Source organism: Methanoculleus sp. UBA291 (genome assembly GCF_002499755.1).
Lineage (GTDB): Archaea > Halobacteriota > Methanomicrobia > Methanomicrobiales > Methanoculleaceae > Methanoculleus > Methanoculleus palmolei.
Window position 1 is genome coordinate 80,696 of the sequence record NZ_DANC01000029.1, and the last position, 19,758, is coordinate 100,453.

Sequence of the window (19,758 nt, forward strand, 5' to 3'; positions counted from 1 at the left end):
GTGTTTTGGGGTCGGCCCGGATAAGTTTTGTGAATTTATATGAACAACAAATATCTCTTCCATCGAACACCTGTAACTGTATGGATGATGCGTGGCAGCCCGAAGCGCTTCGAAATCGGAGACTTGAGCAACTTCGGGCTACCATGGACGATTACGTTGCGGCGCACATCGATCAGGTGGAGGCCAACCTCCCGGTCTTCTTCGGGCACGTTGCCGCTACGCTCGATAAGGCCTTTCCCGACCTCCTCGACGGGGCCTACGACGATTTCATCGATGCAACCACCTTCACGCTTCTCAACACCACGCGCGAACCTCCTACGCCGGAGTTTCTCGAAAAGATCCTGCGGCACGCCATGGGAAACAAGCGGCGTCGTCGGGGACGGGCGACCCTCGATGTGATCGTAGGCCTCAAACTGGTCGATACCGGCAACTACCCTCAGGCAATCGAATACTTTACCCGTTACCGGAACTACGACGGTCGGGTCAACACGGCGATCGCTTACATTTACTATGCTCTCTCCCTGGCACCGAACAGGAAGCGGGATCTTCGCCCTGATGATATGGAACTTCATGCCCGGGAGGAGATGCTGAACCTCGCCCGGACCCGCGCTCCGCTCAATCGTTTGGAGGTGTTCAATCGTAAAGACACCCGGCTGAACCAGATCTTCTGGTTCATGCTGGACCTCGCATTCACCTGGTTTCCGAGCGAACCCGAGTTTTACCGTATCGGGATTCTGCAGGCAAACTACGAGGACGACCTCGATCGTCGCCAGCACCTCCTCGATTACGCCCTGGAGCGGTTCCCGGATAACAGGTCCTTCCTGGTGGAGGCGTTTGACACCCGCGTAAAACTGTGCAGCGGGAGCGGTGCCGCCGCTATCGTCAAACAGATGATGCAACAGTATCCTGACGACCACGGCTCGCTTTATTTCGGGATGAAACTTGCGATCCTCGGAGCGCAGCCGAAATCCTACGCAAGTTTTCGAAAACTTGCCATCTTAAACGGGTTTCCCCGGCACCTCCTGCTGCTGCTGGACGCCGTGCTCGAGGTCATGTGCAACCACAAGACCGAGAGTTACCTCTGCTTCGAAGAGGCAAAGAAGGCCCTGGCCTGGCGGAGCCACTATATTGCAGCGCTCGAGTATATCCTCCGGGATTTCATCGAAGGGGATGACGACCGGGCAAAACGGGCGAAATCGACTCTGTTTTCGAGCGTCGACCAGTACTGTATGAATGTCCTGAAGATCGAGGGGTAACAAAAGTCCTGCAAGGGCTCCCGGGTTCCTGTCGCGTATAACCCCGTGCTGTTCCCGTGGATCGTCGGGACCCCTTTAATGGGTGCTAAATCCCCTGGGGGTTCTTTTGTATTCTTAAAAACGCGTTTACTCAAAGTTCCATCGAAAATAGATAACGATGGGTATATTTACTCTAACAGGCAAAACCTCCTACGGGTTACGCTCGGGCGTCTTGAATCCGGGTCGGCCGGCGGAGGATCGGTTACAATGACGGGAAACACTACTACGCATAACACTGGCAGGGAGGTATCCGGGGTCGAAGCCGCCCGCGAATCGCCGCATCCCGGGGCGGATGTCTGCCTCTCGATCCTCCGCGAATCGCCGGACGGGCTTGTTCTGGTGGACGATACGGGCGAGTGCCGGTACCTGAACCCGGCGTTTACCCGGATCACCGGATATACCCTCGAGGACATTCCCGTGTTGAATGCGTGGTTCGAGCGTGCTCATCCGAATCCGGCGTATCGACAGGAAGTCCTGGAGATATGGCAGGAACTGGTCCGTGGCGACCGGGACACTCTGGTCGCCGGTGTGGTTTGCCGGGATGGGAAGAAGGTGCGGGATATCGAGCTCCGGCGGGTGCCGGTTGGCGGCGGCTGCAGTTTGCTCACTCTCCGGGACGTCACCGAGCAGGTTCTGGTCGAGGAGCGTCTCAGGCAGACCACTTCCGAGCTGACCGCAGTGATCGAGGCTTTTCCTGATCTCTTCCTCCGGCTGAACGCCGACGGCACGATTCTCGATTCCCGCGCAGGCAGGCTGGCGGAGGTCTCGCTTGCGTCCCGGATGCTGCTCGGGCGACGGGTACAGGACCAGTTCCCTGCCGGAATCGGGGTGGCGCTTCTGGATGCGCTGCGGCAGGCCGTTCGGACGGATACACCTGCCGCACCCCTGGAGTTCAGTCATGCGGAGGCCGGGAAGGTCCGGCATTATGAGGCGCGCGTCGTGCCGATGTACGAGATGCAGGCGATGACCGTCGTCAGGGATATTACGGAGCGGAAGGAAGCGGAGCAGGAACTGCGTCGCCACCGCGAGCACCTGGAGGACCTCGTTGCCGAGCGAACCGCCGACCTCGAACATTCGAACCAGCGTCTCCGGCGTCTCCTCTATTACATCGAGATGACCGAGAGGCAGGCCGCCGGGGAGTGGCTGGACTCGTCGATCGAGCAGGGCACCCTGAACCCGGCCGAACCCGAAGAGGGGCGGATCACCGTCGACGCCTCCGGGACGGTCCTCGTCGTCAACCGGGCGGCCGAACGTCTGACCGGCTATGCAGGGGAGGAACTGACCGGGAAACCCCTCTGGCCGCTCCTCCCGGGAGGCGATCTCCAGGGGGTCCTCTCGTCGGTGGTCCTCAGGCAGGGCAGGTCCGCGGAGTGCGTCGAAGGAGCGGTGCTCGTGAGAGACGACGGTTCAAAACGGCTGGTCCGCGTCTGTGCCGACCCGATCACCGATGCTGCTGGTGCCGTGATCGGTATGGTCTGTATGCTTCGAAAACAGTGAGGTGCGGGAGCGCTCAGAGCCGAAAGCCGCAGGACTCCGGGTGCACCGGGCCGGGGTCCTGGGGCGCTACGGTGACCCCTACCTGGTCGGAGTAGAATCCGAGCCCTTCGAGCGCGGAGAGAAGCGCCTTCTCGTGGGTATTGTTGATCTCGCTTAAGTGGGCGAGGACCGCCATGTGGATGTGGTCGGCGAGCCTCTGCAGGCATCGGGCGGCATCGGGGTTTGAGAGGTGGCCGCGTTTCGACCGTATCCGGCTTTTTAGATACGCGGGATAGGGTCCGTTCTCAAGCATCTCCGGGCAGTGGTTGCTCTCCAGGAGGACGGCGTCGCAGGAGGCGAGCCGGTCGAACATGGAGGCGGTGACGGTGCCGGTATCGGTGCAGCACCCGATGCGGAGGTCGCCTTCGGTGATGCGGAACCCGCAGGGTTCCCGTGCGTCGTGGGAGGTCGGGAAGGCCTCGACCGAGAAGTCCCCGAGACAGAACGGTTCGTCGTACCGACACCTCCGGACTGTTGTCGTCTCCCCGCATCTTCCCGAGAACGCTTCAAGCGTGCCGCCGGTCGCGTAGACGGGCACGTCCAGCCTCCTTGCCAGGACATCGACGCCCCGGATGTGGTCGATATGCTCGTGGGTAACGAGAATCCCTTCGATGAGCCCTGCATCTCCTCCGGCGGCTCTGAGGCGCCGAAGGGTTTCACGCGCTGAGAGCCCCGCATCGATGAGCAACGCACCGCGCTCTCCTCGGAGGTAGGTGCAATTCCCTTTGCTCCCGCTGGCGAGGATCGTCAGTTTCATTGTAAGATTGGTGGGCTGTGCGGATATTTAAGGGCGCGGCGATGAACCGTACGAAAAGAGCCTTGGGGTACGGGATACCATCTCCTGATGAACGGCATGAGCGGGACGGACGGCTCCTGGCAGGGGCAGGTTCACGGGATCGTTGCGAGTCTCGGAGACGGCCGGGCATGCATTGAGCGGAAAGCAGTGCGTGACCTCGTCAACACCTACCTTGTCCGGTCGCTCGACACGACGGCGCTCCGGTTCAGCCTTCCCGTTCTGCTCGCGGCGCCGGCTGGCGCATCCGGCCCCGGCTCCGACGGGGCCGTCGGGGTGACCATCGAGGCGATCAAGGCGGCGGTTCCCGGAGAGCGCGACCTCGGCCCGATTGCCGGGGCCGGGACGGAGCACCCCGTTCATTGTCTGCCGAACGTGGAGCCGGTCACGCTGATCGCATCAAGGAGCGCCATCGGGACCGACCTCTGGCGGCCGGACCCGGACAACCGGATCGACGACGACGGTCTCCACCTCGTCGTCAGGGGGGCTCTCCCGTATCCCGGCCCGCCCACGCCGGGTAGTGTCGGGGAGGTCAGGGAACGCCTCGGGGCGCTTGTCGAGGCTCTCGACCGTGTCGTGCGCCGGGTGCCCGACCGGACCCTCGTTGCAGCACGGGCCCTCTCCGTCGACCAGAAGGCCCTCCGGCGCGCCCTGCCCGGGATGGGGCTTGTTGCGTTCATCGCCGACGGCACCCGCCCGGCCCGCCGGTTTACCCGGTTCCGGTGCCACCACAGGATCGCGGGCCCGAAGGAGGGCGTGCATATTCCCTTTTGCTGCCCGCGGGAACTCGACCCGGTCGAGGTGGAGGTTGCCGGGAGCGGCAGGACGATAACCGGGCTCGGGCTCCGGCGCCGGGAGGCCTTCGCGGTCGCGGGCTCGAACGCCGAAGGGAAGAGCACGTTTCTTCGTGCGGTGATTGCCGGACAGGACGACCACGCCGCGGGGGACGGGCGGGAGTTTCTCGTCAGCGTCGACGGGGTCACCCGGGCGGAGGCGGGCGAGCGGTACCTTGCGGGGGCGGACGTCAGCCTCTTCTTTCACAGCCTTCCGCCGGGGGTCTCGGGTGGTCCCCGGGCGGCCACCGGTCAGGGGAGCGGTTCCCTCGTGATGGCGCACGAGATCCAGACCGCGCTCCGCGCCGCGTCGCCGCTCCTCATCCTTGACGAGGACCGCGCCGCAACCAACCTGCTGGTGCCGGGATGCCTCCAGAGCGGCGAGGTGACCCCGCTCTCCACCCTGCTTGCCGTCCGGAGGGAGGCGTTCGGAGAGACGGCAATTCTCTTCGCCGCCTCGTCGCTCGACATCCTGATCGCGCAGGCCGACCGAATCCTGCAACTCACCAGCCACGAAGCGCGGGCACTCGACCCCGGCGAGTTTCGGCGGCGGCTTGATGCGCATCTCGCAGAGGTGCGGGAACACCTTGCGGCGCGAGAGTGATTGGGGGTGCGGTTATCGGCGATATATTTCGTGTCCGTATGAAGACCTTTATGCCCGGAGCGGAGGGTATGCCGTGGGGTGCGTTTGACGGAGCGTCTCGGCGCCTCTGTCGCAATAGCATATTCACCATCCTCAGGGAGAGCAGACCGTATGAAGCGACGCCGCCAAGGAAAAAAGAGAATGGAGGAACTGTATGAGACAGCCACTAAATATTCATGTCTACCTTTATCGGAAAAATCACAATGATGTATTTGAGTACGCCGTTTTCCAGCGAGCTGATGACCCAAAGTGTTGGCAAGGGATATCTGGTGGTGTTGAAGAAGGGGAAACAATTGAGCAAGCCGCTTTAAGGGAGTCCTTTGAAGAAGCAGGCGTGGCTATTGATACCCCACTGTATCGTTTAGATACAGTCAGTTTTCTGCCGTCAGATATTTTTTCCGTGCACAACAAATGGGGCAAAGATGTTGTGGTTTGTCCGATGCACTTCTTTGCCATACCCTTCCAAGGTGAAATTGTCCTATCCAATGAACATTTAGATGTGAAGTGGTGTACATTTCAAAACGCTTATGGCATCATTTATTGGCATGACCAAAAAACTGCCCTTTGGGAGCTTAATCAACGGCTACTCCGAGGAAATCTCATAAGATGATTCCTCTCTATGAGGGGTCGTCCCAGATTTATATGGCCTCTTAGATAATACTCGGTTGTATGGCCTTCCGGGAAATTGACGATGATATCTGGGGGATTGTCCGGAAAACCTCCCACCGACGAAGCCGCACGTCGGCCGCCCCCGGCGTGACTGTTGCGGGGCACGAAAAATCGGAGATTTTCCTAACAGGAGAACGTATCATGCGTTCTCCATGTATGCAACGGCATCTCGTACGTTCTCGCCACCGGGTGTACCTGGCACAATGTCCCCAGCAAACTACGGAACTTGGAAATCCGTATGCACCCCTCAACGAGGTATGGAGGCCGTGAGGCCAACAAATAGTGCAGACGGAAGAGGAGGCCCCAAGAAGCGAATGCCTGCCGGTAATAGGTGGGATAGAGGCAGGCGCCTCGACCTGAAAGGGTGCTGACGTGGGATCGGTGTTTCACAGCAGAGAGGGGAAGTATACCCGTGCAAGTATGTTATTCAACGACGCCGCAGGGCAAGAAGCATACTGACAAGGAATTGTTAACGGACTACAGATCCGGATTGCAGAGGCAAACAACAGTGTTGCCGCCCTGAACTGGGTAGTGAAATGCGCGAGCTGTATGCGCTAAAAGGCGCACGTACGGTTCCTAGAAGGGGGAAGAGTGGTAACACCCTCCCCCTATTCGATCCGAAGTTGTCTTTTGTAGAATATTATTCTATGGGAATACAAAGCTAATTTTAATGATTGTTGCTGCATGGCTAGTTTATTCTGGTGTAGCCCTGTTGGTAAACAGCGCCGTTCAAAAAGAGATCCTACCTTTAGGAAAGCCATTGTTCACACAAAAAGTGAGTATGCCTGCAGGAAAGCCAATTAATCCGTAAAAATAATAACGGAATGCTTAAATGGGGTCTGAAATCTAAATCCAGACCCCATTTCAATCCCCCTATGACGCCTGTTCTACTCTAACCCGGCTTTCTCTTTTTTTATCATGATATTGCTCTTATGGTCGAAGTTGTCCCAAATTTATAAGACCCATTAGATAATACTTGAGGCATGGCTTTCCGGGAAGTCGACGATGATCTCTGGGAGATTGTCCGGAAATACCTTCCTCCAACGAAGCCGCACATCGACCGGCCCCGATGTGACCCCCGCAGACTGTTCGGCGGTATCCTGTACATCCTGAGTGCCGGCTGCAACTGGCGCGATGTACCGGCGAACTATGGCATCAAATCGACGGTTCATCGGTACCACCTTGAATTATCGGAGAAAGGCATGTATCAGGCGATCTTCCTCGAGTTGTTTCGGTCGGGGTACGAGATCCGAAAGATCGATCTCTCGCACTGTGCGACGGATACAAAGGATATCCCGGCAAAAAAGGGAGATCGACCGGCTATGATGGCTATAAAAAGGTAAAGGGGAACAAGCTGAGTGCTCTGGTTGAACGGCATGGTCTCCCCCTTGCCTGCACAGTTTCACCGGCAAATGTCCATGTTTCCCGGCTCTATGAACCAAAACTCGAAGCATTTGAGATTCCCAAAGTGCAGGTTCGTCCTGCGATCATCTCCGCAGATACCGCCTACGATGCCCGGGAAATTCGCCAGTACAACCGGAAACGAAGGATCAAGAGCAATATCCCGGTCAACCGGAGATCCCGGGTACACCCGAAGCGGGGAAGGCCACGGCGGTTCGATCCGATACTGTATAAAGAAAGAGGGGCTATTGAACGGTTCTTTAGCTGGATCGAGGCGTTCAAGAAGATTGTTCCGCGATATGAACGCTATGAACACTCATTCCTCGGGTTGATCCACCTGGCATGTGCCATCATGATCTGGAGGGTTATGGGATGACCTCTACTACACGGAGTTTGAAAGACCAAAAATTATCGTCCCTGCAATTGTCAAAAAGCATCATATGCCTATGATAATCGCGGTTTCTATTCGAACGATAAAACTACCATAACCCCAACCGATGATCTCTATCTATTGGGCAGCCTAAATTCAAAAGTTGCTGACTATGTCGTCCATCTCATCTCTTCGACGAAACAGGGCGGTTATTACGAGTATAAGCCTCTGTATCTTTCCAAAACCCAATTCGTCCCATCGCTCCTTCTAACCCCTCCGATCTCGCCCGCCGCGACCGGATCGTTGCCCCGGTCGGGGATCTCCTTGCAATGAAGCGAGCACTTGCCGGGGATGTAGCCCCGGAGGAGCGGTCGCGGCTGGAGGCGGCGTGCACACGGGCCGATGGGGAGATAGCGATCGTGGAAGGGGACGGGGTGATTTTTTCCTGGTTGACACAGCGCACGGAATGATGTGTAAACGTGGTATCGGTAAGTTACCGGATCATTACCCGGCTATAAGATGCTCTCCTACCACAGGCTCCAATCATCATCCTTTTTCTTTCGAGTTTTTCTTTTAGGCGAGTTGCTGCCCAGCATATCTGGAACATCAAATGTAAGAGGTTTAATTTTTGCAGGAGTTATATTCGGAATTTTCAGAACGTCTGGTATATCAGAAGCGCTGGAAGTGCCGTTTACTTTTGCTCTGTCTCTCAAAATAGCACTTATTTCTTTCTTTACATTCTCAGATCGCTTTCTGATGACTTCTTTCTGCTTTGTTTTCGGGACCGGCTTATGATGTACATCATCATGGCAAATGGAACAAAGGACAAGTAAATTCCCGGGTGTATTTAGATCATTACTTTTCGGCGCTTTATGCACCTCCTCGATGTGGTGGATTTTCAAATTGCGTAGAGGGTATTTCTTCCCGCATAGTTCACACTTACTGCCGACTGCTTCCTTGATTTTCCTTTGCTTGGCTGAAGTTAATGCTTGCCGTGTTCTTTCTGCAGCTGTCCTATTATCGAAAATTGAAGGGGTCATAATCTTTGTCCTACAAGGCGCTTATTTTCTCTTTTTTTTAGGTCCGATGCCCGTGAGATTTTCTAACATCTTTTCAGATTGTCCTTTCTTTCTCCCGTCACCGGTTTCCCACTTTCTCATAGTGCCTTTGAGGGTCCTGGGTTCGCGCGCCATAATACCTCACAGAGGGTAGTTATGTGCAATAGTATATAGATGTGGTGATTTGTGGGAAAAAATATATGGTGAGGAATTGAATCCCCGCAGGGGGGATGGTCTTGAACCGTGATTGGATGGGCTTAACGTACGGCTGTACTTTTTAGGAGAGAGCTGAGTATCCAACATATGATCGAGCACTGATTCCTCATGATGGTATGTGATTGCCCCAGACTCTCAAGTCGGGGGAGTCCCCAAGAAACAACTGATAATAGAAAAATTCCCCCAATGTGATCTTTTGATATGAACGCAGGCCATTGCTCAACGTACTACGGCCCGATTCTATGAAAGACATTTTCAGTTATAGTCTGGGGCACCACCCAGATTTTAATCGGCCGCATATCCTTCAGGAGTCGGCCCCTGCTGTCGGCTATTCCTCTCCCATCTTCGGCATCTCATCGCATCTACATCATATCGCATCTTCAGCTGTTCCCGCGCAGCAGAGATCGCTGCTTTCAGCCTCTCCTCCAGCACGACCTTGGGTGGCAGCTCGGTCAGGTATTCCGCCACGCGGATCCCGCTTCTGCCGAGTTGGAGCAGCTCGATGTGCTCTACGGACTTTCCGGCGCATAGGATCAAGCCCATAGGGGACTCTTCTTCCGGCTGTCGCTCGAATCGATCGAGCCAGCGCAGGTAGAGTTCCATCTGACCTTTATCGGCTGCCTGAAACTTCCCGATCTTCAGGTCGATCGCCACCAATCGGCGCAACCCGCGGTGATAGAAGAGCAGGTCAATGTAATAATCCTCCCCATCGATGATAATCCGCTTCTGACGCGCGATAAATGCAAACCCGGCTTCGAGCTCCAGCAGGAACCGTTCCAGCTCCCGGAGGATCGCTGTCTCGAGGTCCCGTTCGCTGTAGGTATCGGCAAGCCCGAGGAAATCAAGCAGATACGGATCGCGAAAAACCAGACCGGCGTGACACGGCCCTCTTCTCGCAGCACGGCAAGCTCCTGACGGGCAAGTTCTTCGGGTTTTCGGGAGAGAGCGGTGCGTTCGAACAGCATTCCCTGGATTTTGGAGTGAAGTTCCCGCACGCTCCAGCGTTCGATCCGGCAGATCTGAACATAGAATTCACGGGCAACGGCGTCCTCGATCTGGAGAAGTTCTACGAAATGAGACCAACTCAATTCTTTCGACACTGTCGAGACAAGTTCTTCGGATGGGAACAGCGCTGCAAAACGGATCATCCGGGTCAGATTCGGCTGGCTATATCCGGGCCCGTACTCTGCTATCAATTCTTTCGACAGTGTCGAAAGAATTTTCTTACCGTATGGTGCTCTTTCTTTCTTGAGAATATCTCTGCCGATTCGATCGCCGATATGCCAGTACAGCAGGACCAGTTCGATGTTTATCGCTGTCGCAGCACGGCCTTTTGCCGCCCGGATCAGGTCACGGAGATCTGAAAGGAGGAAAGAGATGTCCGGTTCCGGAGAGTGTATATCGCGAACCGGTTGCAACGCTGTATCATCGACGGGTGTATCATGCCGTTTAGCCTTCCGTGTCATCTGTGATCGACCTCCCGGATATTCTCCATGCTGATGTGCATGTTTGAGCCGTTGTCAATGGCGGGATAAAAGTGCTCAATAATGACGGTACAATAGTGCTCACTTCCCTGCATAAGGTCTTCGGTTTCGATCCCATTTCGCCCGATTTATCCATGCAGGATTATGCCCTGCCTTCGTCGCTCCTTGAGTCGGTAACTATCCCCCTTGATGTTTTCAGTCAGGGTGGTAGCATTGATTCGAGGGGTCACACTACCCGGCGAACCCGCTCCAGCCCGGGAAGGATCGTCGCCCGTTTATCCCGTGACCCGCTTCGTTCTACAAAAGACTGATACGGGGTGAGCATCATAGTAACCAGCATACGGGTTAGGTCGGGCGAAATGGCAGGACGTACATTAACCCGGAGGGCTCGGGAGACCATCGTTGCGATACTCACCCAAAACGACGCTGAATGGATCGCAACCTTTGGCTCCTATGCACGGGAATCCGCTGATGCGACCAGCGATATCGACATCTTAGTCCGGTTTTCCCGCGAAAAAAGCCTCTTTTCGATCGTCCGGATCGAGGACGAGCTCGCGCGGGCTCTCTCCATGAAGGTGAATCTCGTCACCGAAAACGCCGTGAGCCTCTACCTTGCCGATGCAATATATCGTGACGCTGTGGTGATCTATGACGCCGGAGGACTTCGTATATCTCCGCCACATCCTTGATGCCATAATAGCCATCGAGGAGTTCTCCGAAAATATTCCGTCGGCGGAAACCCTCCGGAACCGCCGGCTGGAACGTGCCGGGATCGAGCGTATGCTGACTATCGTCGGCGAGGCGGCTAAGAGTATCTCGCCCGGAGTTACGCAACCGGAAAGCCGTTGCACAAGGCGGCGATCCGGGAACTCGCGAACCCGATCCCCGACGTAACGTCGTTTGCTCCCGCTCCTACCGGAGCATCGTGGCTACCACGTTGCCTTCACCAAAAAGACCGCCCGGATCTCGTCCGGCGAGGACGACGCGATCAGCCGGGTTCGAGACCCGGGCCGACGCCGCTTCCGCGCCGGCGTGAGGGGACTCCCCCCGCCCATTTTCCGGCGTCGTCCCGACGATGGCCCACCGGGGGCGCTGAATAGTTAAGCCGTACGGACCTATAACCAGAGGGATGGGGAATTTCATGAAGTTATATACGGTGGCGGAATTGGAATTCGGTTCTGAAAAATATGAGCAAACCGTTTTGCTCAGGGATAAAGTGATGCGCAAGCCGCTGGGTCTTTCAATCAAAAACGACGACTTATCTTTTGAGCGGTATGCCACCGTGCTTGCCGTCTTTGAGTCCGATACGATTCTCGGGACGGGAACCTTCGTGTCCGAGGATGAAGGTACCGCAAAAATTCGCTATCTGTGCGTTGATCCGGAACTGCAGAAGAGCGGCGTGGGCCGCGCTATTATAGAGGATATCGAACAGCGGTCAAAGCGGCACGGCATACGGAAAATCTGTCTGGAATCACGTGTAACGGCTATGGGTTTTTACAAGAACCTGGGCTATCGTGAATATGGGGACACATATTTGATGAACGAGGCTCCGGTCGACCATATCTGGATGGAAAAAAAGTTGTAAGACGATAATCATGCGTGCAGCAAGAGTCCGGCGGATCGGGGGTCTTTGGGTTATTTTTCCGAGATGACGAGCGCGAAGAGAGCGATATCGATATTTTCATCGTGTTCGAATAAGGGGACGTTTCTCGAATCCATCGGAAAAATTGACCGGCATATCCGTGGATGGAGTATCACGAGTTCTTGGAGAACGATCTGGTGTAGGACGGAGTGGCCTAGAATTGCGGAAGTCCTCTGATCGCTCGGGAAATTATTCGAAAATGCCTCTATCTGTCAAAGGATTGTGGAATGCGGGTACTCTACGATCTTAGAATCCCTGCCGTCGCCGCTCTTTCAGTCTTCTCGGACGACGTGGACCGATTCCGCCGCAAACGAGACAACCACCGGGCTCCCCCCCTGGATGCCGAGGTTGTCCAGGGTCTTCCAGGAGAGGACGGATGAGAGCGGGAACCCGCAGTCGACCGTCACCCTGCTGAACGGGCCGCGCGGCACGACGGAGGCCACGGTGCCCGGGAGGGCGTTTCCGCCGGGAGTCGCCCCATCCCCGTCCGCCGGGGCGATCCGGAGGTCCTCCGACCGAATGCAGAGCGAGACCCTCTCCCCCGGACTGAGCGGCGTAGCGGTCCTGACCCGGACGCCGCCGGCCTCGACCGCGGAAGTGCCATTCCCGCCGGCCACGACGATGCCGTCGACGATGTTCTCGATACCGACGAACCGGGCGACATCGCGGGTCGCGGGAACGGTGAAGACCTCCCGCGGCGTCCCCACCTGCGCAAACCTCCCATCCATCAGGACACCGATCCGGTGGGCGAGCCGCTGCCCCTGGTACATGTCGTGGGTCGAGAAGAGGATCGTCGTGCCGAGGTCGCGGTTGATCCGGAGGACCAGTTCCTCGATCTTCTCCACCGAGACCGGGTCGAGGTTTGCGGTCGGCTCGTCCATCAGGAGGATCTCCGGTTCGGTCACCATCGCCCGGGCAAGAGCCACGCGCTGCATCTCCCCGCCCGAGAGCGTCCGGGCTCTCCGCTCCCCGTAGCCGGAAAGACCGACCATCGTCAGAGCGTCCGTCACCTTCGCTCTGATCGCCGTCTTTCCCACCCCCCGGAACCGGAGGCCGACGGCAATGTTCTCCGCGACCGTCGTGTTGAAGACGGCCGGTTTCTGGAAGACCATCCCGGTCATGCGACGGACCCGGAGGCTCTGCTTCCCCTTCGCGTGGATGTCGATGCCCTTGATCCGGATCGCTCCTCCTGTCGGTGAGTCCAGGAGGTCGATGAGGCGCAGCAGAGTCGATTTCCCGGCCCCGGAGGGGCCGATGACGGTGAAGATCTCGCCCTGCTCGACCCGTCCGGTGACACCGGAGAGCACCGTCGTGGCATCGAACCGCTTTGAGACGTTATCAAGTTCAATCATGGAATCACCGGTTCTGGATCATGGTTATGACGAGATTGACGGCGAGGGCGATGAGAAGAAGGACGATCCCGAGCGCAATGGACTGGGAGATGTTTCCCATCGACGTCTCGAGCGATATCGCGGTCGTCAGCACCCTGGTCGAACTCGCAAACGACGACGCCATGATGTTGCCCCCGACGAGGATCGCCGCCCCGACTTCGGATATCGCCCGCCCGAACCCGACCGCGACGGCCGCGAGGATTGCAAACCGGGCTTCCTTCATGACACTCTTGAGGAACTGGAAGCGGGTCGCCCCGAGCGAGCGGAGGGTGTCTCTGATGACCGGGTCGACCCCCGAGAGCGCCGAGATGGTGAGCCCGGTCATGATCGGCAGGATGAGCACCGTCTGTGCGATGATCATGGCGGTCGGGGTGAAGAGCAGCCGAAAAAAGCCGAACGGCCCGACACGGGAGAGAAGCAGGAATATGAGGAGCCCGACGATGACCGTCGGCAGGGAGTAGAGAGTCTGGATCAGGTTGATCAGGCTCTTCTTTCCGGGAAACGTGCCGAAGTAGATCGCGGCGCCGAGCGGCACGGCGACCAGCGTGGCGACGACCGTTGCGGTGAGCGAGATAACGATGCTTCGCGCGGAGATGGCCATCACGTCTGGGTCGAGCGTGACGATGAGTCTCGCTGCCTCTATAATTCCCTCGATGATCTCGTACATGCTCTGCACCTATCGTGGTCTTGCCGGGGGACAAAAAAGGTGGAAATAAAGAGTGGACGGGTCCGGATCACTGGACCGGGTCCTTCACTTCAGCCTCGGTCACGCCGATCTTCTCCCAGTCGTCCCCTACGGCGTAGAAGAGCGGCTGGCCGTACTGGTCGACACCGAAGGATGCGATCTCGTTCTGGACCTCATCAGAGATCAGGAAGTTGATCCAGTCTTTGGCGAGGGTGGTGTTGGTGTCGGGGTACTTCTCGGGGTTGATCTGCATGGCGCAGTAGACGTTGAGCAGGATGTCCCCTTCGTCCACGAGCGTCACGAGGTCGATGTCGCCCTTATAGGCGAGGTAGGTGCCGATGTCGGAGAGGGTGTAGGCCTGCTTCTCGTTCGCCATCGAGAGGGTTGCACCCATGCCCGTCCCGGCCTCCTGGTACCAGTCGCCGGACCCCTGGACGTCCGTCGTGTAGTTGAACCCGGCGGCCTTCCAGATAGCCTGTTCTTTCGAGTGTGTGCCCGAGGCGTCGCCGCGCGAGACAAAGGTCACGTTCGCATCGCCGGTCGTCCCCTTCTCCCGGATGGCGGTGAACGCCGCTTCAGGGGTCATGTTCGCGACCCCTGCCGGGTCGGACTCGGGTCCGACGAGGACGAAGTAGTTGTAGGCGAATACGCGCCGGTCGGTGCCGTAGCCGTTGGCAAGGAACGCGTCTTCACGCGCACGGTCGTGCACCATCAGGACGTCCACGTCGCCCCGCTCCCCGTACTCGATCGCCTTGCCGGTCCCGGCGGAGATGATCAGCACCTCGGCGTTGTACTGCTCCTCGAAGATCGGTTTGAGGTGATCGAGGAGTTTGGTGTCGTGGAGGCTTGTCGTCGTAGCGATACGGAGTTGTTGCGTCTCGTTGTCGGCAGGAGTCGGGCCGGATGTCGTCCCGGTACAGCCGCAGATAAGCAGGATGGCGACCATTACGGCCGCAACGGCAAAAAGGGTTCTTCGTAGCATGGTTATCAATTCAAGTATCAGATTCCTGATAATTAAATGTGATAGTTTTATATCTGTTGTTAATTAGTTAACTGAATATAATTTACTATTTGTAAAATACAATGGGTATCGCCCATAAAATGGGTGCCGACTCCGCTCGTTCACACCCGGTCGGGCAGCGGAAGGAGTCTCTGTCGGCATCACCCGATAACGACGTCGCGATAGACATCGCCGTCGGGTTCGACGTAGAGGACCGCTTTTCCACCGACGAAGGCGGGCTTCGGGAACTTCCGGAGCGCAACGACGCCTCCCTCGATCACGGCCCCCTCCCGGGTCTCTACCCGGTCGACGCCGGAGGCGAGGATTGCGGCGACCGTCCGGGTGCCGCGCAGGTCCCGGGTCGTTCCTTTCTGGACGAACCTGCCGTCGTTTCCGGATGCCGCAAGCCCGACACCGGCAAGCGCCCCGATCACGCCGTCTTCGGTGCCGCCGAGCCCCTCCAGGAGGATTCCCGCCTGCCGGGCGAGTGACCGCGCCTGCTCCTGCGTCACGACACTCGTCTTCGCGGAGAGCCCGAATCGGCGGAGGCTGCCGTCGATATTCCGGTCGGCGGCGACGCAGATGCCGGGATCGCTCCCGTCGACGAAGTCGGCGAGCATCAGTTCCTTTGCCGCCGTAAAGAGACCGGCCGCGTCTCCGGCACCTGCGTCTTGGATGTGGATCACCGCCGAGCTGTTGTGGGAGGTGTAGGGGATGGCGGGGTGGACGTAGAACTGGTGGCGGGTCACTCCCGTCACCACGTAGGACCCGGCGAGTTCTGCTGCAATCGTGCGTGCGAGCCTCCCGGTTCCCCGGGACTCGCAGGTGTCGGTGTCGTCAATGCCAAGGTAGATGGTCATAGGGGATCGCTCGTGTGCTGTACCGGTCCGCCTCTAAGATTAAATAAGACTTCCACGAGTAAACGAAAAAAAAGTTGACTTAAAAAGGGTTTTCAGGCCCGGATCAGGGTGCCGACCTGCTCTCCGTTCACGGCTTTTGTGATGTTCCCGGGCACGTGTGCGTTCACAACCCGGATCTCTTTAACGTGAACGGCGTCCCGGAGGAGCTCGACCGCCATCGGCTCGAGCACCATATCCTCCATCCTCATCTCCAGGAGTTCGTCGGCCGCGATCTCCGGGATGAACTCGGCGTCGGGGTTCACGAACGGATTTTCGGCATAAAGGCCGTCGACGTTCTTCCCGAGAATGCAGCTCCTGCCGCCGACCACTTCGGCCATCAGAAAGGCGCCGGTGTCGGTCCGGTGCGGCGGGATGCTCCCCAGTTTCGGGGGATGCTCGTAGAGGCCGTAGGGCGGGGTGCCCTGCACCACCGGCAGCATCCCGAGGGATATGAGTGAGGGGAGGTTCAGGAGGTCTTCGGTATGAATCCGGACGCCGTTGTACTTCGAGAAGAGGAGAGAGATCATGATCGCGTTCTGCTCGCTGATCTTGCCGGCCAGCTCCGCAAGCACCCCCGTCGGCATCCCGAGATCGATGCCGATGTCGAGGATGTGCCGCACCCGTGCGCCGCCGCCGGTGGCGATCAGGATCTTGTGGTTCCGGGAGAGTTCTCCGATCTCCTCGACCAGCGGGTGGACAACCTTCCTTCCGTAATCGATAACTCCGTGGCCGCCGATCTTGATCACGTTCAGGTCCGGCATGATCCTGATCTGCCCGACACCCTCGGTCTCGCGAAGCAGGCCCCGTCGGACAAGGCTCTCGCCCCGCAGTCTTGATCCAATCTCAAACCGTTCTGCCATGCAACCACTCCTGTATCTTTATGCGATGAAAAATCTTAAATATCTTTGCGGTATATCTGCTGATATATCAACTGGTTGGAGGAGCGATCACCATGAAGATCTATGTACGTGAACGCCAGAAGGTCGGTACCGGCGTAAAGCAGCCCCGGTTCCGCGTCGTCGCCGTTGTCGAAGAGAGGGGCGACGACAACCATGTGAAGGTGGAGGGAACTCACTTTCGGAAGACCGAACTCGAACAGATCGCACGGGATGTCGGGGCGGAGGTCGTCTATCTCGAGGAGATCCCCGAAGAAGAGCGTGGCGAGATGCAGAAAGCAGAGGCATGACAGACCACTCACTTTTTTCCGTCAGGCGCGAGTAGTGTTACGATCGGATGTCTCTATACGAGCACGACGACCTCATTGACGCGGCCGTCAGGATTCTCCTTGAAGAAGACCGGTGCATGACCATCGTTTTTTCCCCGGACGGCGTGGCCATACGGTTCCCCACGACCCGGAAACTTGCCGAACACCTCGGTATCCCGCATTACTATGTCCTTCCCCGGTTTGGCGAGATGGAGCGGGACGGTCTGATCCGCCGGGTGGAGCGTGTCGGCATCTCCACAACGGCGGCGGGGACGGAGCGGCTCCTTGCAATCATGGCGACGCGTTATCCGGAACGCGCAGAAGAGGTCCTCGGCGCTGTGGTCTTCCGGGCGCTGCAGGCCCGCGGGAACGAGCCCGGCTAAGCCCCTATCCGGAGAGGTGCAACTCCCGTCCGCGGCAACGAGTCCGGCTTCGCTTGCTGGCGCCGATCCGCAGGGTTCGACAACGGCCGTTCCCTCTGCACGGCGGTCGGTACGGAAGGGGTTAACTCCCTCTCCCGCCCACCTCTCTACATGCAGGTCAGCGGTCCGGTCCTCATCGGCGGAGTGCCCCTCGATGCGGTCCTCGTGTTCTTCTTTGCTCTCATAGCATCCCTCTTCCTCGGCAACCTCGTCTACCTGCTTCTCCGACGGGTCCTCTCCGGGCGCGTCTCCCGCGGGACGGCCAGGTGGACGGCGGCCGCCCTGCAGTACGCCGTCATCATCGGCGGGATCTACGCGAGCGCCCGGTACCTCCTCGACTTCGATCCGACGGCCTTCGTCGCATCGCTCGGCATCCTCGGTATCGTCATCGCGTTCTCGTCGCGTCAGATCATCCAGAACGTCCTTGCCGGCATCCTGATCACGATCAACCGCCCGGTCCGGCTCGATGAATGGGTGATCGTCAGCGGAAGACCGCCGACGGGGCTCTGCCGGGTGCGCGATCTCTCTCTCACGACGACGATCCTCCAGGAACTTGACGGCGGGCTGATCCTCGTGCCGAACTCGGACATAATAACGCGTAAGGTCATCAGCTACTCCCGGGCCGGGCTGATGGAGGTCCCGATTCCGCTCGCCATCCCGGCCACGGCGGACCTCGCACGGGTGCAGGAGATCGCACTCGCGGCGGCGCACGATCATCCCCTGATCTTCCCGCGCGTCGGGCCGGCCGAGCGGTCTGCCGCCCAGAACCTCTTCGACCTCCCCTACATGGGGCGCCTCAATTTCGACAGCCCCGGCCTTACGATGTTCGAGCCGAGAGTGCAGGTCTCGTCGGTCAGGGAGGACTGGACCCGGTTGACGGTGCGGGCCTGGATCCGGCAGATCCCGATGAAAGACAGCATCGTCTCGGAGTATCTGGATGCCGTCGTCACGCGGCTGAAGGCCGAAGACCTCCTTATCGAGAAGAAGCCGGAGACCGAACCGCGCGATGGGTGACGATGGCAGGCGGTATGCCTCATCCAAAACCGCCAAGAAGAAGAGGCGACATAAGGAGAGTTGCACTATGGCGGAGAGCACCGAGACCGGGAACGGCGGCATCCGGTTCACCCTCGAGGAAATTGCGGGAGCCGTCGGCGACTTCGGCACCATCTTTCCCATCCTGCTCGGCGTCGCCATCGTCTGCCCGGACGTGAACGTCAGCCACTTCTTCCTTTTCTTTGCCGCCTGGTTCATCATCGCCGGCCTCTACTACCGCCTCCCGATTCCCATCGAACCGATGAAGGCGATCGGGGCCGTTGTCATTGCCGGAGGTCTCTCGCACGGCGAGATCGTGGCGTCGGGGATCGTCGTCGGCGTGCTCTTCCTCCTGCTCGGTCTCATCGGCGGCATGGCCTGGATCGGGGACCGGATTCCGCGAAGCGTCATCCGGGGCGTCCAGGCCGGGCTTGCGCTCCTCCTCCTCAAGACCTCGCTCGGCTACATCCTCGTCGACGTTCTCTTTGCAGCATTCTCCATCGCGATCATCGTCCTCTTCTTCATCGCATCGCATCGCGCCCGCATCCCGGACGTCTCCGCGCTGGTCGTCCTTCTCATCGGGCTTGCCGCCGGCATCGCCACGCAGGGGATGCCGCCGTTCCGCCTGATGCCCCTTCCCACCCTCATCGTCCCGCTGCCGGCGGATTTCATCGCCGGCACCTGGGACCTCGTCCTCCCGCAGATCCCGCTCACCGTCGCAAACGCCATCCTCGCCACATCGCTCCTCACCTACGACTTCTTCCCGAAGAAAGGCGTCGACCCTGACCGGCTCTCCCGGACCATCGGGGCCATGAACCTGATCTCGACGCCGCTCGGGGGGTTCCCCATGTGCCACGGCGCCGGTGGGCTCGCCGCCATGTACCGGTTCGGCGCGAGGACCGGCGGGGCGAACATCGTCGCCGGCCTCCTCATCCTCATCTTCGCCGTCGCCTTCGCCCCGCCGGAGGTCCTGACCCTCATCCCCTACGGCGTCTTCGGCGCGCTCCTGGTCTTCGTGGCAATCGAACTCGGGAAACACAGCGCAAAGACCGAGTCTTACCTGGTCACGGGAGTCGTCGCCGTCCTCACCCTCGTGACCGGCCTCACGATTGCATTTATTATTGGGATGGTCCTCGCCTATGCGATGAAATGGCGGGCGGGGCGGCAACAGCCTGTTTCCTGAGA

The 19,758-nt window shown here is 58.6% G+C and carries 23 protein-coding genes and 1 pseudogene; 14 read left to right on the plus strand and 10 right to left on the minus strand.

Annotated features, from left to right (window positions below):
• Positions 1-80 precede the first annotated feature (80 nt).
• Complete coding sequence (locus tag BP737_RS07040; RefSeq protein WP_292407062.1) at positions 81-1,256, plus strand: hypothetical protein; 1,176 nt, start codon at positions 81-83, stop codon at positions 1,254-1,256.
• Between the two features lie 246 nt (positions 1,257-1,502).
• Entirely contained in the window at positions 1,503-2,792 is a 1,290-nt protein-coding gene (locus tag BP737_RS07045; RefSeq protein ID WP_292407065.1) for a PAS domain S-box protein, read from the plus strand.
• 13 nt (positions 2,793-2,805) lie between these two features.
• Here the strand turns inward: BP737_RS07045 and BP737_RS07050 are convergent, their stop codons facing one another.
• A complete protein-coding gene (locus tag BP737_RS07050) occupies positions 2,806-3,588 on the minus strand; it encodes an MBL fold metallo-hydrolase (RefSeq protein WP_292407067.1) in 783 nt (260 codons plus the stop codon).
• Between the two features lie 87 nt (positions 3,589-3,675).
• Between BP737_RS07050 and BP737_RS07055 the strand changes: the two genes are divergently transcribed.
• The 5 genes from BP737_RS07055 (at position 3,676) to BP737_RS07075 (ending at position 8,010) form a co-directional block, all read left to right on the plus strand.
• Positions 3,676-5,061 carry a P-loop domain-containing protein gene (locus BP737_RS07055; protein WP_342686067.1) on the plus strand — a complete coding sequence of 462 codons (1,386 nt, stop codon included), beginning with the start codon at positions 3,676-3,678 and terminating at the stop codon, positions 5,059-5,061.
• A gap of 193 nt (positions 5,062-5,254) precedes the next feature.
• Positions 5,255-5,710, plus strand: a complete 456-nt coding sequence (locus tag BP737_RS07060; RefSeq protein ID WP_292410814.1) for an NUDIX hydrolase — start codon at positions 5,255-5,257, stop codon at positions 5,708-5,710.
• Positions 5,711-6,752: 1,042 nt separating this feature from the next.
• Complete coding sequence (locus BP737_RS07065) at positions 6,753-7,112, plus strand: transposase (RefSeq protein ID WP_292410816.1); 360 nt, start codon at positions 6,753-6,755, stop codon at positions 7,110-7,112.
• Positions 7,113-7,123: 11 nt separating this feature from the next.
• Positions 7,124-7,546 carry a transposase gene (locus BP737_RS07070; RefSeq protein ID WP_292410823.1) on the plus strand — a complete coding sequence of 141 codons (423 nt, stop codon included), beginning with the start codon at positions 7,124-7,126 and terminating at the stop codon, positions 7,544-7,546.
• Positions 7,547-7,869: 323 nt separating this feature from the next.
• Positions 7,870-8,010: a hypothetical protein gene (locus BP737_RS07075; protein ID WP_292410817.1), complete on the plus strand. Its 141-nt coding sequence runs from the start codon at positions 7,870-7,872 to the stop codon at positions 8,008-8,010.
• Positions 8,011-8,067: 57 nt separating this feature from the next.
• Here BP737_RS07075 and BP737_RS07080 read toward each other — a convergent pair whose 3' ends face one another.
• The 3 genes and pseudogenes from BP737_RS07080 to BP737_RS07090 form a co-directional block, all read right to left on the minus strand.
• On the minus strand, positions 8,068-8,580 hold the full coding sequence (locus BP737_RS07080; protein WP_292410818.1) for an HNH endonuclease signature motif containing protein: 513 nt from the start codon (positions 8,578-8,580) through the stop codon (positions 8,068-8,070).
• Positions 8,581-9,099: 519 nt separating this feature from the next.
• Complete coding sequence (locus BP737_RS07085) at positions 9,100-9,846, minus strand: PDDEXK nuclease domain-containing protein (protein WP_342686073.1); 747 nt, start codon at positions 9,844-9,846, stop codon at positions 9,100-9,102.
• Positions 9,825-10,280, minus strand: a pseudogene (locus tag BP737_RS07090) (DUF1016 N-terminal domain-containing protein); the annotation flags it as partial. The pseudogene BP737_RS07090 and the gene BP737_RS07085, both read right to left, overlap by 22 nt.
• A 377-nt stretch (positions 10,281-10,657) precedes the next feature.
• On the opposite strand from BP737_RS07090, the gene BP737_RS07095 reads away from it, so the two are divergent.
• Both BP737_RS07095 and BP737_RS07100 read left to right on the plus strand, forming a co-directional pair.
• The gene (locus BP737_RS07095; protein WP_342686068.1) at positions 10,658-10,987 is read left to right on the plus strand and encodes a nucleotidyltransferase family protein; all 330 of its coding nucleotides are present in this window, start codon (positions 10,658-10,660) and stop codon (positions 10,985-10,987) included.
• Positions 10,947-11,192 carry a DUF86 domain-containing protein gene (locus BP737_RS07100; protein ID WP_342686069.1) on the plus strand — a complete coding sequence of 82 codons (246 nt, stop codon included), beginning with the start codon at positions 10,947-10,949 and terminating at the stop codon, positions 11,190-11,192. Before BP737_RS07095 ends, BP737_RS07100 begins: the two co-directional genes overlap by 41 nt.
• Before the next feature lie 18 nt (positions 11,193-11,210).
• Here BP737_RS07100 and BP737_RS07105 read toward each other — a convergent pair whose 3' ends face one another.
• Positions 11,211-11,441 (minus strand): hypothetical protein, encoded by a 231-nt coding sequence (locus BP737_RS07105; RefSeq protein WP_292410820.1) that lies wholly within the window; start codon positions 11,439-11,441, stop codon positions 11,211-11,213.
• Between BP737_RS07105 and BP737_RS07110 the strand changes: the two genes are divergently transcribed.
• Entirely contained in the window at positions 11,440-11,883 is a 444-nt protein-coding gene (locus BP737_RS07110) for a GNAT family N-acetyltransferase (protein WP_292410821.1), read from the plus strand. The two genes, BP737_RS07105 and BP737_RS07110, sit on opposite strands and share 2 nt — an antisense overlap.
• 329 nt (positions 11,884-12,212) lie before the next feature.
• On the opposite strand, the gene BP737_RS07115 is transcribed toward BP737_RS07110, so the two are convergent.
• From BP737_RS07115 to BP737_RS07135, 5 genes are all read right to left on the minus strand, one after another.
• On the minus strand, positions 12,213-13,292 hold the full coding sequence (locus tag BP737_RS07115) for an ABC transporter ATP-binding protein (RefSeq protein ID WP_292410822.1): 1,080 nt from the start codon (positions 13,290-13,292) through the stop codon (positions 12,213-12,215).
• Positions 13,293-13,296: 4 nt separating this feature from the next.
• Positions 13,297-13,998 (minus strand): ABC transporter permease, encoded by a 702-nt coding sequence (locus tag BP737_RS07120; protein WP_342686070.1) that lies wholly within the window; start codon positions 13,996-13,998, stop codon positions 13,297-13,299.
• Positions 13,999-14,065: 67 nt separating this feature from the next.
• Positions 14,066-14,998, minus strand: a complete 933-nt coding sequence (locus tag BP737_RS07125; protein WP_292407506.1) for a substrate-binding domain-containing protein — start codon at positions 14,996-14,998, stop codon at positions 14,066-14,068.
• 179 nt (positions 14,999-15,177) lie between these two features.
• The gene (locus BP737_RS07130; RefSeq protein ID WP_292407509.1) at positions 15,178-15,876 is read right to left on the minus strand and encodes an ABC transporter substrate-binding protein; all 699 of its coding nucleotides are present in this window, start codon (positions 15,874-15,876) and stop codon (positions 15,178-15,180) included.
• A gap of 92 nt (positions 15,877-15,968) precedes the next feature.
• The gene (locus tag BP737_RS07135) at positions 15,969-16,775 is read right to left on the minus strand and encodes a uridylate kinase (RefSeq protein ID WP_292407511.1); all 807 of its coding nucleotides are present in this window, start codon (positions 16,773-16,775) and stop codon (positions 15,969-15,971) included.
• Positions 16,776-16,867: 92 nt separating this feature from the next.
• Here BP737_RS07135 and BP737_RS07140 point away from each other — a divergent pair, with 92 nt between their 5' ends.
• The 4 genes from BP737_RS07140 (at position 16,868) to BP737_RS07155 (ending at position 19,756) form a co-directional block, all read left to right on the plus strand.
• Positions 16,868-17,101, plus strand: a complete 234-nt coding sequence (locus BP737_RS07140) for a hypothetical protein (RefSeq protein WP_292407514.1) — start codon at positions 16,868-16,870, stop codon at positions 17,099-17,101.
• A gap of 47 nt (positions 17,102-17,148) precedes the next feature.
• The gene (locus tag BP737_RS07145) at positions 17,149-17,502 is read left to right on the plus strand and encodes a hypothetical protein (RefSeq protein WP_292407518.1); all 354 of its coding nucleotides are present in this window, start codon (positions 17,149-17,151) and stop codon (positions 17,500-17,502) included.
• Between the two features lie 150 nt (positions 17,503-17,652).
• Positions 17,653-18,555 (plus strand): mechanosensitive ion channel family protein, encoded by a 903-nt coding sequence (locus BP737_RS07150; protein ID WP_292407521.1) that lies wholly within the window; start codon positions 17,653-17,655, stop codon positions 18,553-18,555.
• Positions 18,556-18,622: 67 nt separating this feature from the next.
• A complete protein-coding gene (locus BP737_RS07155; RefSeq protein ID WP_292407524.1) occupies positions 18,623-19,756 on the plus strand; it encodes a putative sulfate/molybdate transporter in 1,134 nt (377 codons plus the stop codon).
• Positions 19,757-19,758 lie beyond the last annotated feature (2 nt).

What these genes read in the sequence shown, in the direction of transcription:
- BP737_RS07110 (WP_292410821.1), top strand. Translation starts at nt 11,440, where the DNA reads ATGAAGTTATATACGGTGGCGGAATTGGAATTCGGTTCTGAAAAATAT.
- BP737_RS07105 (WP_292410820.1), bottom strand. Translation starts at nt 11,441, where the DNA reads ATGAAATTCCCCATCCCTCTGGTTATAGGTCCGTACGGCTTAACTATT.
- BP737_RS07135 (WP_292407511.1), bottom strand. Translation starts at nt 16,775, where the DNA reads ATGGCAGAACGGTTTGAGATTGGATCAAGACTGCGGGGCGAGAGCCTT.
- BP737_RS07075 (WP_292410817.1), top strand. Translation starts at nt 7,870, where the DNA reads ATGAAGCGAGCACTTGCCGGGGATGTAGCCCCGGAGGAGCGGTCGCGG.
- BP737_RS07115 (WP_292410822.1), bottom strand. Translation starts at nt 13,292, where the DNA reads ATGATTGAACTTGATAACGTCTCAAAGCGGTTCGATGCCACGACGGTG.
- BP737_RS07130 (WP_292407509.1), bottom strand. Translation starts at nt 15,876, where the DNA reads ATGACCATCTACCTTGGCATTGACGACACCGACACCTGCGAGTCCCGG.
- BP737_RS07060 (WP_292410814.1), top strand. Translation starts at nt 5,255, where the DNA reads ATGAGACAGCCACTAAATATTCATGTCTACCTTTATCGGAAAAATCAC.
- BP737_RS07050 (WP_292407067.1), bottom strand. Translation starts at nt 3,588, where the DNA reads ATGAAACTGACGATCCTCGCCAGCGGGAGCAAAGGGAATTGCACCTAC.
- BP737_RS07055 (WP_342686067.1), top strand. Translation starts at nt 3,676, where the DNA reads ATGAACGGCATGAGCGGGACGGACGGCTCCTGGCAGGGGCAGGTTCAC.
- BP737_RS07045 (WP_292407065.1), top strand. Translation starts at nt 1,503, where the DNA reads ATGACGGGAAACACTACTACGCATAACACTGGCAGGGAGGTATCCGGG.
- BP737_RS07125 (WP_292407506.1), bottom strand. Translation starts at nt 14,998, where the DNA reads ATGCTACGAAGAACCCTTTTTGCCGTTGCGGCCGTAATGGTCGCCATC.
- BP737_RS07100 (WP_342686069.1), top strand. Translation starts at nt 10,947, where the DNA reads ATGACGCCGGAGGACTTCGTATATCTCCGCCACATCCTTGATGCCATA.
- BP737_RS07140 (WP_292407514.1), top strand. Translation starts at nt 16,868, where the DNA reads ATGAAGATCTATGTACGTGAACGCCAGAAGGTCGGTACCGGCGTAAAG.
- BP737_RS07145 (WP_292407518.1), top strand. Translation starts at nt 17,149, where the DNA reads ATGTCTCTATACGAGCACGACGACCTCATTGACGCGGCCGTCAGGATT.
- BP737_RS07155 (WP_292407524.1), top strand. Translation starts at nt 18,623, where the DNA reads ATGGCGGAGAGCACCGAGACCGGGAACGGCGGCATCCGGTTCACCCTC.
- BP737_RS07120 (WP_342686070.1), bottom strand. Translation starts at nt 13,998, where the DNA reads ATGTACGAGATCATCGAGGGAATTATAGAGGCAGCGAGACTCATCGTC.
- BP737_RS07080 (WP_292410818.1), bottom strand. Translation starts at nt 8,580, where the DNA reads ATGACCCCTTCAATTTTCGATAATAGGACAGCTGCAGAAAGAACACGG.
- BP737_RS07095 (WP_342686068.1), top strand. Translation starts at nt 10,658, where the DNA reads ATGGCAGGACGTACATTAACCCGGAGGGCTCGGGAGACCATCGTTGCG.
- BP737_RS07150 (WP_292407521.1), top strand. Translation starts at nt 17,653, where the DNA reads ATGCAGGTCAGCGGTCCGGTCCTCATCGGCGGAGTGCCCCTCGATGCG.
- BP737_RS07040 (WP_292407062.1), top strand. Translation starts at nt 81, where the DNA reads ATGGATGATGCGTGGCAGCCCGAAGCGCTTCGAAATCGGAGACTTGAG.
- BP737_RS07065 (WP_292410816.1), top strand. Translation starts at nt 6,753, where the DNA reads ATGGCTTTCCGGGAAGTCGACGATGATCTCTGGGAGATTGTCCGGAAA.